The organism is Rhizobium sp. BK591, from assembly GCF_014195045.1.
Classification (GTDB): Bacteria; Pseudomonadota; Alphaproteobacteria; order Rhizobiales; family Rhizobiaceae; genus Rhizobium; species Rhizobium anhuiense.
Genome location: NZ_JACIAZ010000004.1, coordinates 649,625 through 662,971, shown reverse-complemented (window position 1 = coordinate 662,971; position 13,347 = coordinate 649,625). Strand labels below are relative to the sequence as shown.

At 60.4% G+C, this 13,347-nt stretch carries 13 protein-coding genes; 1 reads left to right on the top strand and 12 read right to left on the bottom strand.

The features are described from left to right. Positions 1-4 precede the first annotated feature (4 nt). From FHX10_RS21420 to FHX10_RS21395, 6 genes are all read right to left on the bottom strand, one after another. Positions 5-1,342, bottom strand: a complete 1,338-nt coding sequence (locus FHX10_RS21420) for a MotB family protein (protein WP_184390172.1) — start codon at positions 1,340-1,342, stop codon at positions 5-7. Then, the gene (locus FHX10_RS21415; protein WP_047613600.1) at positions 1,339-1,968 is read right to left on the bottom strand and encodes a hypothetical protein; all 630 of its coding nucleotides are present in this window, start codon (positions 1,966-1,968) and stop codon (positions 1,339-1,341) included. The genes FHX10_RS21420 and FHX10_RS21415 overlap by 4 nt, the downstream gene beginning before the upstream one ends. Before the next feature lie 204 nt (positions 1,969-2,172). Continuing rightward, positions 2,173-3,135, bottom strand: a complete 963-nt coding sequence (locus tag FHX10_RS21410) for a flagellin (protein WP_184390170.1) — start codon at positions 3,133-3,135, stop codon at positions 2,173-2,175. A 299-nt stretch (positions 3,136-3,434) separates the two neighbouring features. Then, positions 3,435-4,346: a flagellin gene (locus tag FHX10_RS21405; protein ID WP_047613597.1), complete on the bottom strand. Its 912-nt coding sequence runs from the start codon at positions 4,344-4,346 to the stop codon at positions 3,435-3,437. Between the two features lie 245 nt (positions 4,347-4,591). Further along, complete coding sequence (locus tag FHX10_RS21400) at positions 4,592-5,500, bottom strand: flagellin (protein ID WP_029868419.1); 909 nt, start codon at positions 5,498-5,500, stop codon at positions 4,592-4,594. A 282-nt stretch (positions 5,501-5,782) separates the two neighbouring features. Beyond that, complete coding sequence (locus FHX10_RS21395) at positions 5,783-6,688, bottom strand: flagellin (protein WP_029868420.1); 906 nt, start codon at positions 6,686-6,688, stop codon at positions 5,783-5,785. Positions 6,689-7,133: 445 nt separating this feature from the next. Here FHX10_RS21395 and FHX10_RS21390 point away from each other — a divergent pair, with 445 nt between their 5' ends. After that, positions 7,134-9,050, top strand: coding sequence for a glycosyl transferase (locus tag FHX10_RS21390; protein ID WP_028756334.1), 1,917 nt, complete (start codon positions 7,134-7,136; stop codon positions 9,048-9,050). 182 nt (positions 9,051-9,232) lie between these two features. Here FHX10_RS21390 and fliP read toward each other — a convergent pair whose 3' ends face one another. The 6 genes from fliP to flgA are packed head-to-tail and all read right to left on the bottom strand — an operon-like array spanning position 9,233 to position 13,338. After that, a complete protein-coding gene (gene fliP / locus FHX10_RS21385; RefSeq protein ID WP_003556541.1) occupies positions 9,233-9,970 on the bottom strand; it encodes a flagellar type III secretion system pore protein FliP in 738 nt (245 codons plus the stop codon). Further along, entirely contained in the window at positions 9,967-10,473 is a 507-nt protein-coding gene (locus FHX10_RS21380) for a flagellar basal body-associated FliL family protein (RefSeq protein ID WP_028755543.1), read from the bottom strand. The genes fliP and FHX10_RS21380 overlap by 4 nt, the downstream gene beginning before the upstream one ends. A gap of 12 nt (positions 10,474-10,485) precedes the next feature. Beyond that, complete coding sequence (gene flgH / locus FHX10_RS21375) at positions 10,486-11,202, bottom strand: flagellar basal body L-ring protein FlgH (RefSeq protein ID WP_028755544.1); 717 nt, start codon at positions 11,200-11,202, stop codon at positions 10,486-10,488. After that, on the bottom strand, positions 11,199-11,741 hold the full coding sequence (locus tag FHX10_RS21370) for a MotE family protein (RefSeq protein ID WP_028755545.1): 543 nt from the start codon (positions 11,739-11,741) through the stop codon (positions 11,199-11,201). Before FHX10_RS21370 ends, flgH begins: the two co-directional genes overlap by 4 nt. Next, positions 11,738-12,859, bottom strand: a complete 1,122-nt coding sequence (locus FHX10_RS21365) for a flagellar basal body P-ring protein FlgI (RefSeq protein ID WP_028755546.1) — start codon at positions 12,857-12,859, stop codon at positions 11,738-11,740. The genes FHX10_RS21370 and FHX10_RS21365 overlap by 4 nt, the downstream gene beginning before the upstream one ends. Next, a complete protein-coding gene (gene flgA, locus FHX10_RS21360) occupies positions 12,856-13,338 on the bottom strand; it encodes a flagellar basal body P-ring formation chaperone FlgA (protein WP_028755547.1) in 483 nt (160 codons plus the stop codon). The genes FHX10_RS21365 and flgA overlap by 4 nt, the downstream gene beginning before the upstream one ends. Positions 13,339-13,347: the final 9 nt, after the last annotated feature.

The following is a 13,347-nucleotide window of genomic DNA, read 5'->3' as shown; positions in this document are numbered from 1 at the left end:
CCGACTATCCCTTATCCGCCTGCACCAGGATCTCGATCCGGCGGTTGGTCGCGTTGAACGGGTCGGTCGGCAACTTCAGCCGACGGTCGGCGAAGCCGGAGACCTGGGAGATACGTTTCTCGTCGAGCCCACCGCGCACGAGCATGTAGTAGGCGCTCTGGGCGCGGTCCATCGAAAGCCGCCAGTTCTCGTTCTGGGTGCCCTTATACTGGCGCCCGTCCGTGTGGCCGCGGATGGCGACCGCGCCACCCCTCTCCTTCAGGATCGCGCCGATCTTTTCCATGGCGAGCACCATCTCCTGGCGCGGAACAGCAGAACCGATATTGAACATCGAATCGTCGCTCTGGTCGGAGATGCTGACCAGCAACCCGCCTTCGGACGCCGTCACGGTCAGGCCTTCGGCGAGCTTGCCGGCAACGCCGCCGATCTGCTGGGCGATCTGCTCCTGCAGCTGCTCTGCTTCCTTCTGCTGCTGCACGGCCTCATCAGCGCTCTTATCCGCATCCTTCTGATGTTCGGCGTCTTTCTGAGCTTCCGCCTTCTTGTCGTTGGCAGACTTGCCGGCCGGCGCCTTGCCGTCCTTGGCTTCGACCGCGCCCTTCGTTTCCTTGGCTTCCTTCGTTTCCTTGGTTTCCGGGGCACCCTTCTGATCGGTGGTCAGCGGTATCGGCTTGGTGTCTTCGAGCTTGGCGATCTCGGTCGTCCCGCTCTCGACCGCCTGCTGGTCGCTCTTGCCGGGAGGCGCCGACTTGCCGGCCGTCGTGACCTCGACCTGCTTCGTCCAGAAATCCGGATCGAAAGGATCACGATAGGCCTCGCCGCCATCGGCGCCGGTGGCCGGACCGGAATCGGCGGCGCCGCCGTCGCCCTTGGCGCTGACATTGGCCTGCTGGCCGACTTCCTGGGCGATCTCGGCGAGAACCGAATAGGGATTTTCGAAGAAATCGGCCTCGGAATAATTGGTTTGGTCGCCTGATGTCGATGTCTGGTCGTCACCATCCGCCGCGGCCTTGCCGTCGTTCGGATCTTCTTCCTTCTGCTTCGACTTCTCCTGCTTCTCCTCGCCTTCGGCGTTATCGACAGGCTTCTTCAGACCCTTCTCGGTCGGCTTTTCGTCGGAGAGCTTGATCGGATTGAAATAGGTCGCGACCGACGCCTTGGTCTCCTCGTTGGCGGCATTGACCAGCCACATGACCAGGAAGAACGCCATCATCGCCGTCATGAAGTCGGCATAGGCAATTTTCCACGCACCGCCATGGGCGCCATCGTGATCGCCGCCGCCATGTCTCTTGACGATGATGATCTCGTTTTTGCCGTGGTGGTGGTTTTCGCCTTCGCTCATTCGAGAACTTTCTTCAAGCTGGCCGCCCAGGCGGACATACGGGTGACGATGACGGAATCACCGATTTCGACGGCAAGATCGATATCGTCGGTCTCAAAATGGCGAACCGCCTCGGCATGTTCGCCGAGCTCGGCCTTCAATATGTCGAAAAGCCGGGTCGGTCCCCTGACGACGATCGTTCCAGCGGCGCCTTCAAGGATCGCGTCGCGCAGCAGGGTGGCGAGGTTTTCGGCAGCTTCGGCGGCAAGCGCTTCCGTCATCACTGGCGCGATGGCGGCGGCGGCGCCGGCGCTGACCAGCTGAGCGAGTTCTTCGGCAATATCGCGGATGCGGGATGCAATGACTGCTGCCGCCTCGACTTCGTAGCGAAGCTTCAGCTCCTCGAGTTGACGCGCATGGACCTCAGCCAGCGTCCGCGCCTCCAGCGCGTGTTTCTCGGTCAGTTCCGCGGTGGCCGCGGCATGACCTTCCGCATAGGCTTCGCGGCGCTCCGCCTCGACGTCGATCACCGGTTCGCTCGGTGTTTCGGGGAACATGTCGCCGCCGAAATCGTCCATGTCGAGGACCGGCGGTGACGGTTCCGGTTCGCCGAAATCCTTCAAATACCGGGAAAGCGAAATGCTCATAAAAACCATCCAGCATCCGGGAGGCATGCAACATGCCCGCTCCCGCTCAAAATGTCCTTGCGCGCCGACATCTCCCTTCGAAACGGGCAAGGGCCTGACCTTGCGCCGGCACGGATTCGGACGATGCCTTCATGCCGGAAACTAGGAAGTCAAACTTGCGCGAGGATGAATGGCGCGGTCGCCACCCGTGATCGCGCCCATTCCCTATTCCAGCAGAATCAGAATCTTGCTTGCGGCCGTATTGAGGATCGAGATCGCTTCGACGGCCATCTGCTTCTGGGTTTCGATTGCCTTCTGCCGGATCGAAGCCTCGTCCATGTCGGTATCGACGAGCGCACCGACGCTCTTGTCGATCGAATCGGACAGATCGACGGTATAGTCTATCTGATCGTCGATGCGTGTCTTCATCACGCCGATGGATGCCGCCGTGGTCGTCAGCGAGGAGAGCAGCGCCTCGGTCACGTCAAGCATGTCGGTGAGCTGCGCATCGGTCGTGTTGCCGTCGATCGCAATTTCCGTACCCGTCGCCGGCGTGGTCGAGCCGGCATCCAGCAGATAATAATTCCGCGACGTCGTGCCGGAGTTATTGATCGCGTTGGCATCGACCGCCTTGGTCAGCAGGCCGCCGCTCGCACTGTTCTTGTCGATGAGGATGGTCTGCGACGATGGGAAGTCGATGGTCTGGGCCTGATATTCGCCGGTCGAAGCGCGCACGAAACCCGAGATGACCGACCATGTCGGCGGTGCAGCAGTGTCGCCGTTCAGCAGCCAATTTTCCCCCGCAAACGACGTCGATTCGACGACCGTCTGCAACTGCTCTTTGTATTCGCTGATCTCGGCGTTGATCTTGTCCTTATCGACACCAGGTTCTCTTGCCGAAACCAGCTTGGCGCGGATCTGGCTCATGAGATCGATCGCCGAGTTCATCGCCGTATAGGTCGCATCCACCTTGGCAGCGCCAAGACCGAGCGCATCTCCGACCGTTCCGAGATTGGTGCTGTCCGAACGCATGACGGTTGCGACCGACCAATAGGACGCATCGTCGGCGGCCGTCTCGATACGATATCCCGAGGACACTTGCTGCTGGGTCTGGCTGGCTTCTTTGTTGATGCTGCGCAGCACCGAAAGCGCATTCACCGCGGCCGCGCTGGTAATCTTAACGGTCATCGACAGGTCTCGGAATAAGGTGAAAGGGCAGGCCGGATTGCCGGCGGCGACTGAAGTGGCATCATGCCTCCGGCAGGGTTTCTACCGGCGTGTCGCAAAAGCAAATCAACTCAAGGCGTAGTTAACTCGATATCAACCTGTTGGGCAAGAGTGCGGCACCGAGCCTGGCGCGTCGACCGAAATTTCGATCAAGACATTGATATAAAAGAAAGAACCGCGCCATTTCGGGCGCGGTCCGGGAGGCTTTGTGCGTGCTGCCAGACGATGGCGCAAGATTCGGTCCAGCTTCAGCGCCTGACTTAGCTGCGGAACAGCGTGAGGATGTTCTGAGCGCTGGAGTTGGCGATCGACAGCGACTGGATGGCCAGCTGCTGCTGGGTTTGCAGGGCGCTGAGCTTGGAGGATTCTTCTTCCATATTGGCGTCGACGAGGCGGCCGACACCGGAGTCGATCGAATCGCTGAGCGCGCTGACGAAGCCTTCCTGCAGCTCGATGCGAGTGGAAATGGAGCCGAGCTGCGATGCAGCCTTGGTCATCGCCTCGAGGCCTGCCTCGATCGACGTCAGGGCCATGGAGATCTCAGGCGAATCGAAGTTGGTGATGTCCATCGAGTAGATCGAGCCGATCGTACCGGATGATGTGCCGATAATGCCGGAGCTGGTCTCGATCGCGCCGGTCGAGTCCATGCCGAAGAGAACGTTGCCCGCGGAGCTCGTGTCCAGAATATAGTCCGTCGTCTTGACCGAGACATTGCCGTTGCCATCGCGGACGAAAGTGGAAACGACGCTCTTGGTGCCGTCAGCGCCGGCAACCCAGTTTTCACCGGAGAAGGAAGCCGACTGCGCGATGCTTAGGAGCTGTTGCTGCAGCTGGCTGATTTCTTCCTGAACTTTAGCCTTGTCGACACCCTTTTCGGTTGCAGCGACGATCTTCGCCTTGATTTCGGTGATGACGTCGATGGCACTGTCCATGGCGGAGTAAGCGGTGTCGACCTTGGCGGCGCCGAGGCCGAGAGCGTCGGAAACAGCCGAGAGGGCCTTGTTATCCGAACGCATGGTCGTTGCGATCGACCAGTAGGCGGCGTTGTCAGCAGCCTTTTCGACGCGGTAACCCGATGATACGCGGTTCTGCGTGTCCTCAAGGTTGTCGTTGATGCCGCGGAGTGTCTGGAGAGCGGCCATCGCCGCGACGTTCGTCAAAATGCTGGTCATGAAATGATTGCCCCTCGTCGGCAAAAAGAAAAAAGGGACATTCCGGAAGGCCACCGGGAACGGGGATCAGCTTCATGCCTGTTAACCGGTTCTTAAATTTGGTTAACTCACCGTCTCGTTGGACGCAGAAAACAGCATTATGGTTAATGGATCGTTAACAGACATTAAAAAAGCCGCGCTCCATCGAAGCGCGGCTCGATACCAGTGCCCGCCGGAGACCGGCGGGCTGATGTTTCCGAGGGTTATTAGCCGCGGAACAGCGTGAGGATGGTCTGCGAAGAGGAGTTCGCAATCGACAGCGACTGGACGGCCAGCTGCTGCTGGGTCTGCAGTGCGCTGAGCTTGGAGGATTCTTCTTCCATGTTGGCATCGACGAGACGGCCGACACCGGAGTCGATCGAGTCGCTGAGAGCGGACACGAAGTTTTCCTGCAGTTCGATGCGCTTGGAGATCGAGCCGAGCTGAGCGCCGGCGCTGGTCATGGCCTTCAGAGCCGATTCAACGTTGGTCAGAGCCGACTGGATTTCGCCGAGGGTGAAGTTGGTGATGTCCATTGCGTAGACAGAACCGGTCGCACCATTCGAAGTGCCGAGGATACCCGTGGAGGTTTCGACCGAACCGCCGCTCATGCCGAACAGAACGTTGCCCATGGAGCCGCTGTCGAGAACGTAGTCGGTCATCACGACCGAAACGGCGTTGGAGCCGTCACGGACGAAGGAGGCAACAACGTTCTTGGTGCCGTCGGCGCCGGCAACCCAGTTTTCGCCGGAGAAGGAAGCCGACTGCGCGACGCTCAGGAGCTGCTGCTGCAGCTGGCTGATTTCTTCCTGGACCTTGGCCTTGTCGACGCCGTTTTCAGTGGCGGCAACGAGCTTCGCCTTGATGTCGCCGACGACATCGATGGCGCTGTCCATGGCGGAGTAAGCGGTGTCGACCTTTGCAGCGCCGAGGCCGAGAGCGTCGGAAACAGCCGAGAGGGCCTTGTTGTCAGAACGCATGGTCGTTGCGATCGACCAGTAAGCAGCGTTGTCGGAAGCCTTGCCGACGCGATAGCCGGACGAAACGTGAGCCTGGGTTTCCTGGAGACCCTGGTTGATGCCACGGAGAGTCTGGAGGGCTGCCATTGCAGCGTTATTGGTGTTGATGCTCGTCATAGTTTGCTTGCCCCTTGTTGGCAGATTTTAAGAAGGGACATTCCGGATTTTGGGCCGGCCCACAGCGATCAGCATCATGCCTGTTAACCATTCTTGTTAAGGTTAACTCGCCGTTTCGATGGGCCTAGAAAACAGCAAGATGGTTAAGGAAAGCTGAATTCGAATTGGAAATATCTTAAAAATATCTGAGACTTAGAAGGATTTTCATTAACCTTATATTAAAACATTTCGCGGCCGGGGATGACCCGGCCGCGAAACTTGGAAATCTTGTGCCGACCGGTCTTAGCGGAAGAGCGACAGGATGTTCTGCGAAGAGGAGTTCGCGATCGACAGCGACTGGATTGCCAGCTGCTGCTGGGTCTGGAGCGCGCTGAGCCTGGAGGATTCTTCTTCCATGTTGGCGTCGACCAGACGGCCGACACCGGAGTCGATCGAGTCGCTCAGAGCGGACACGAAGTTGTCCTGGGCGTCGATGCGGCTGGAGAGCGAGCCGAGAGCAGCGCCAGCGCTGGTCATGGCCTTCAGAGCCGATTCAACGTTGGTCAGAGCCGACTGGATCTGGCCGGCGGTGAAGTTGGTGATGTCCATTGCGTAGATCGAACCAGTCGCACCGGTCGAAGTACCGAGGATACCCGTGGAGGTTTCGACCGAGCCGCCGCTCATGCCGAACAGAACGTTGCCCGCAGAGCCGCTGTCGAGAACGTAGTCGGTCGTCGTGATCGAAACGGCGTTGGAGCCGTCGCGGACGAACGAAGAAACAACGCTCTTGGTGCCGGAGGCGCCGGCAACCCAGTTTTCGCCGTTGAAGGAAGCCGACTGCGCGACGCTCAGGAGCTGCTGCTGCAGCTGGCTGATTTCTTCCTGGACCTTGGCCTTGTCGACACCATTTTCAGTCGCAGCAACGAGCTTCGCCTTGATCTCGCCGACGACGTCAATGGCGCTGTCCATGGCGGTGTAAGCGGTGTCGACCTTTGCAGCGCCTACGCCGAGAGCGTCGGAGACAGCCGAGAGGGCCTTGTTGTCAGAACGCATGGTCGTTGCGATCGACCAGTAAGCAGCGTTATCCGAAGCCTTTTCAACGCGGTAACCAGACGAAACGTGGTTCTGCGTGTTGTTGAGGTTCTGGTTAACGTTACGCAGCGTCTGGAGAGCGGCCTGCGCGGAAGTATTCGTGTTAATGCTTGTCATAAGTCTGTCCCCTGGAAAACTAGATACAAAAAGGAGGACATACCGGACTATAGTACCGGCGATGACGGACCAGCTTCATGCTACTCGGCGCCTTTTTTGTTTGGCCCAAACCCGTCATGTCCAGGGCAATCTCGCAGCCAATGCTTGCCAACTCCTTAAAAATACAGGCTCCAGGCCGGCTCCTCGCGGGCCATAGTTAATGCTTGCTGAATATATTCCTTTGCATTCTAATTCTCTTGAAAACCAAGCGTTTTCCCTGGGCAAAAGTCGGCATTTCCCCGCGAAAACAGAGGTTCGCCAAGCGCACCGGTTTCAAGCAAGCTTCGAATGCCAATGTGGCAGGCGCCGGGATAGCACCATCGGACCGATCCGCTCGTTTTGCGGAGGACGGCCCGTCCGTGCCGCGGCGATCGACGCCAGAACATTTCCTTCACGGAGTTGGGTTTTGAACAGCAAAGTTTCGTTCTCTGCGGCATCCAAGGATTACCAGATGGGCCGCTACACACAGTCCTTGGCAACGCTCAACCAGCTGATGGATATCCAGCAGGACGCCAAGACCTATGCGCTGCTGGCCAAGAACCTCGTGCAGCTCGGCTTCAAGGCCGATGCCGCGAAAGCCTATGGCCTGGCCGGCAACTGCGAAGGACCGAATTCCTACGAATACCAGAAACAGGCTGCCAAGCTGCATTACGAGACCGGCAACGAGGACGATGCTCTGCTGATCGCCATGCGAAACCTCGCCAAGGCGCAGGAAGACCCGGAGCTCGCCTTCATCATCACAGCGATCTATCTGAAGCGCCAGCAGCGGGATATCATCCGCCCGTTCAAGACGGTGCTGTCGCAAAGCTCCAATCCCGAGCATATGCGCCTGGCGGCGCTGCTGCTGAGCGACGATCTGAACGACGCAACCAACCAGAACCTGGCGCGCAATATCTTCAAGCGTTTTCCCGGCAATCTGGCATTCCGCTTCCTTCACCTTGTTTTCGCCCGCGAATTCAACGAGTTCGAAGAGGCGAGCAAGCATCAGGCAGTAATCGACGCGGCCCTTGCAAAGGGCGATATCGAGATCCTGCGCAAGGACAACCCGTTCTATCATCTGCACTGGTGCGGCAATGAGGACTTCAACCGGTATGCGACGATCGGCACCACCCCCCTCAATCCGGAACGGGTGGCCTTCCGTCGCAGCCAGCCGCACAGCTGGTCGGACAAGATCCGGATCGGCTACATGTCATCGGACTTCTGGGATCGCCATGCGACGATGAAGCTCTTGCAGCGCATCCTCGAACTGCACGACAAGGACCGGTTCGAGGTGACGCTCTTCTGCCATACAGGCCCGGAGTACCTCAAGCACAACACGACCGACCGCAGCCGCTGGGGCCGGGTCGTCACCATTCACGGCTTCTCCGATCAGGCGGTGCTGGAAGTGGTGCGCGAGCACAATATCGACATCATGGTCGACCTGAAGGGCCATACTTCGGGCAGCCGCGCGCCGGCCTTCAACCTGCCGCTCGCACCGGTTCATGTCGGTTGGCTCGGCTTCCCCGGCAGCACGGTCAATATCGACCTCGACTACGTCATCGGCGACCATTCGGTGCTGCCCGAGGTGGCCAAGCCCTTCTACCATGAGAAATTCTGCCGGCTGCCGGAAAGCTATCAGCCGAACGACCCGATGCATCGCCCGAAGCCGCGCCCTGTCACCCGCGAGCAGCTTGGCCTGCCGGAAGACGCCTTCATCTTTGCGTCCTTCAACGGTAACCGCAAGATTACGCCGGAGACGATCAACAGCTGGTGCCGCATTCTCAAGCGTGCGCCGAACAGCGTGCTCTGGCTGATGGCGAACACGCCGCGCAACCAGGCCAACCTCTTGAAGCAATTCCAGGCGGCGGGGATCTCCGCCAAGCGGATCATCTTCTGCCCGCGCGCACCCTACGAAGAACACATCGACCGTCAGCAGGCGGCCGACATCGGCATCGATACCTTCCCCGTCAACGGCCACACGACCACCTCGGAGCAGCTCTGGGGCGGCCTGCCGGTTCTGACCGTCAAGGGCACCAACTTCGCCTCACGCGTCAGCGAGAGCCTGCTCAGGGCCATCGACCTGCCCGACCTCGTCGCAGACGACCTGCAGGCCTATGAGGATATGGCCGTCGAGCTGGCTCAGAATCCCGGACGGATCGCCGCATACAAGGCGCATCTCAAGGAAAAGCGTTACATTGCGCCGCTCTTCGATGCCGAACGGTTCTGCAACCATCTTGAGCAGGCCTATGAAATCATGGCCGAGCGTGCCAAGCAGGGTCTTGCACCCGATCACATGGACATTCCGGCGCTGCCGCCGCGCACGGGGCCATTCGCGGCCGAGTGAGGCTTTTCAACCGCCACGAAAAACCCGCCGGGGCGATCGCTCCGGCGGGTTTTTCATTGGTGAAGGCTAAAGCCGCGTCGCAATCTTTCAGATTCGCTCCCGCACTCCGGTCCTGGCTTTTACGCATGTTGTGATCGCAGCACCGCTGCGCGCTTTGCGCAGCACGTTTTAGCGGCAGCCGCTCAGCTGAACGAGCGCACCAGGCTGCCGACGAGCAGGTTCCAGCCGTCGATCAGTACGAAGAAGAGAATCTTGAACGGCAGCGAGATCGAGGTCGGCGGCAGCATCATCATGCCCATCGCCATGGTGATGGTGGCGACGATCAGGTCGATGACGAGGAACGGCAGCACGACGAGGAAGCCGATCTCGAAGCCACGGCGAATCTCGGAAATCATGAAGGCCGGGATCAGCACGCGGTAGTCGATCGGATCGGTCGTCTGGATATTCTGCCCGCGTTCGCGCGCCAGATCGACGAAGAGCGCCAGATCCTTGTCGCGGGTATTGGCCGCCATGAAGGTGCGGAAGGGTTCGGCGATACGCTGGACCGCCTCGGTCTCGTTGATCTGATTGGCAAGCAGCGGCTGCACGCCGTTCTGCCAGGCCTGATCGAAGGTCGGCGACATGACGTAGAAGGTCATGAACAGCGACAGCGACAGGAGGATCATATTGGAGGGCGTCGAGGAGAGACCCATGCCTGAACGCAGGATCGAGAAGGCGATGATGAAGCGCGGAAAGCTCGTCACCATGATCAGGATGCCCGGCGCGACCGAAAGAATGGTCAGCAGGCCGAAAGTGCGGATGATCCAGGCGGCAACCGAGCCATCGACCGGCACGTTCAATAAGTCAGTCGGCAGCTGCTGTGCCACCGCCAGTTCCGGTACCGCCATCATGGCGGCAAGGAAAACTATGAGACGAATCATTCGATGACAAATGTCCTGAACATGACCTTCGATACCCGCCCTTGCGAGCGAAGGTCAACACGTTCCTGTATGTCATCCTTGAGATATTGAAAGCCCCGCGGCCCCTCGATCTGCTGGAGGGAAACGGTTCTGATATAGGCGAGGATATCCTGATGAATATCCTCGGAAACCTTGACATCCGGCGGCCCGTTGAACAGCAGCGCGACTTCGAGTCGCACCCAGTTTTCCGAGGGGTAGGCAAGGTTCGACGTGATCGGCTCGAGCTGAACGATGTTGTTGGCCTCGGTCGAAATCCGCGCCAGACCTTCCTCGGCCTTCTTCTTGGCCTCGGCTTCCTTGGCCTGCTCGGCCTCCTTGGCGCCCTTGACGTTGGGCGCGACAATCGTGCCGACCGCCCAGCCGCCGCCGGCGCCGAGCAGGGTCAGGACGGCGATGCCGATGATCGTCATCAGCGCGCCGGATTTCTTCTTCGCTTGACCTGCGCTTGCGTCTGGCTCTGCCATCGTCGTTCAGCCTCAAAGCGGCGAGAAAAGATCGACGGCCTGCTGGCCGCGCGGAGGCTGCTGCACTTCCATCAGGCGGCCGCGGCCACCGTAGGAGATGCGGGCTTCGGCGATCTTGTCGTAGGAGATCTGGTTGTCGGAATTGACGTCCTGCGGACGAACGATACCGGCGACGTTCAGGATGCGCAGTTCCTGGTTCAGACGGACTTCCTGCGAGCCCGATATCACGAGGTTGCCGTTTTCGAGAATGCCGGTGACGACGGCAGCGACAAGCAGGGTGATCTTGTCGGTGCGCTCGATCTTGCCCTTGCCGTCAGTGCTGGTGTCGGAGCCATAGGTAAGGTCCGTCTTGGACTCGGGGGTCCAACCGAAGATCTGGGCGTTGACGTCCCAGTTCATCCCGCTCGAATTCGTGCGACTGCGGTTGGTCTCGTTGTCGAAGGAGGCCTTGTCGTTGATCTGGATGTCGACGGTCAGGATGTCGCCGACGTTGAGCGCGCGCGCATCCTTGAACAGGGCGGCCTGCGAATCGCTCCACAGCGAATAGCCCTGCGCCACGGCGCGCGGCTGCTTCGGATAAAGCGCCATCTGCGGCGTCTGGCCGTAGGCAAGGCCGCTGCCGATCGGGCTCATGGCGGGCGCACGGCCGATCTCGCTAACCGCCGTCGGAGACTGGCAGCCTGCAAGGAGCGCGAGGGCGGCGATCGCGGCCGGGAAACGCATATTCATGAAGGATCCTTCGAGGTATTGGGATCGGACGCACTGGCGATGACGCTGGCGATAACCGCGGCCTTTTGCGGGTCCATCTCGTTGAGGATGAGGCTCGACTGACGCGGACCGAGCCGCATGATCACGGCGGAGGCGACCTCAATCTTCATGTCCTGCAACTGGAGTGCGGCCGCATCAGGCTTCATCTTCTTGTAGATTTCGGTGAGTCCGGCTTCCGCCTGCTTCAGAAAATCGTCGCGCCGCTTCAGCCAGTCCTGGTATTCGGCCTTGCGCTTGTCCATCTCCGCCATGCGGGCATCGATGTCGGCGCGAAGCTTTTCCAGTTCCTGCTTCTGCAAGAGGTAACGCTGGTCGCGGGCGGGATCGGCGATGTTGGTGCAGAACTGCTTGATCTCGTCCTGGGAGGTGATGTCGCCAGCGGGCGCATGTTCCTGTGCGAATGCGCCGGGGATCGACAGAAGGACGAGGCCCGCGGCCGGCAGCGCCAGCCGGCGCAGCAGTTGCAGGACCGTCATGTCAGGGTTGATGATCTTTATCATTGCAGCACAAGCTCCGCCTGCAGGGCGCCTGCCGACTTGATGCCCTGGAGAATGGCGATGATGCCATCCGGTTTCACGCCGATATTGTTAAGACCGGCGACGAGGGTCCTGAGGTCGGGCCCATCGATGATGGCGACGCGTCCGCCGGTCTGCTCGGCCGTGATATCGGTCTGCGGCTGGACGGCGGTCTGGCCGCGCGAGAAGGGTTCGGGCTGGATGATCTGAGGCGTCTCTGTGACCTGAACCGTCAGCGTGCCGTAGCTGACGGCGACCGGCGAGACACGGACGTCCGAGCCGATGACGATCGTGCCCGTGCGCTCGTTGATAACAACCTTGGCCGGCGTGTCGGTTTCGACGATGAGATTTTCGATGTCGGCCATCAGCCGGGTGAGATCGGCCGTGCGCGGCTTCTGGATCACCACTTCCTGCGAATCCTTGGCTTCGGCGACCGGGCCGCCGAACCGCGCCGAGGCATAACCGTTGACGATGTCGGCAATACGGATCGCCGTCGAGAAGTCGGGGTTGCGCAGCTGCAGGACGAGATTGACCGAATCCTTGAAGCGGGACGGCAGTTCGCGTTCGATGATGGCGCCGCCGGGCACGCGGCCGGCAGTGGTGACGCCTTCGGTCACGGTCGCCGCCTCGCCCTGCGCCTGAAAGCCGGAAACGATGGCGGCACCCTGCGCGACGGCGTAGATCTGGCCGTCGGCGCCGGACAGCGATGTCATGACGAGCGTGCCGCCACGCAGCGAGGTGGCGTCGCCGAGCGAGCTCACCGTGACGTCGATACGGCTGCCGGGACTTGCAAAGGGCGGCAGGTTGGCGGTGACCATCACCGCCGCGGTGTTCTTGGCGCTGGACTGGCTGCCCTGGGTCGAGATGCCGAGATTCTGCAGCATCGCCCGCATCGACTGCTCGGTAAAGGGCGAGGAACGGAAGCCGTCGCCGGTTCCCTGCAGGCCGACGATCAGGCCGTAGCCGATCAGCTGGTTATCGCGGCCGGCCTGAAGCGAGGCGATGTCCTTGATGCGGGAGGTCAGCGCCCAGGCGGGCGCGACATCGGCCAAACTCATGGCGACAACCGCGACAAGGGTTAAGAAACGGAAGAACAATTTCATTTTGCCCTCACATGGACCGTGCCGTCCGCAAGCACCGTGCCGCTGACGATGACGCCGGAATCCATATTGCGTGCGCGCACGACCTGCCCGGTCGAACCGTCTTCGAGCGGTGTGCCGGCAGCCGAGATGGTCATCGCGCCGAGCGTAAAGACCAGGCGGATCGAAGAGCCGCGCGTCACCGTATAGGCTTCGCGCAGGGCCGAAACCGATATCGTCCGGCCCGGCAACAGCGTGCGCTTGGAGACCATGCCTTCGACCTGTGAAACGGATTTGGCATAGTCGCCGGCAAGGTTGGGGTTGGTAACCTCGACCTCCTGCAGCTGGCTGGCCGACAATATGTCGCCGGGGTAGATGATCGTTGTCGGGACAACGGCATAACCCATGCCGGCATCCACGTCCGCGGGCAAGAAGATGCCCGCGACTGCGATCGTGGCTGCCGCCACCCATCCTGAGATGTGTCCTGCCCGGCAAAACATCATGTTTCGGCC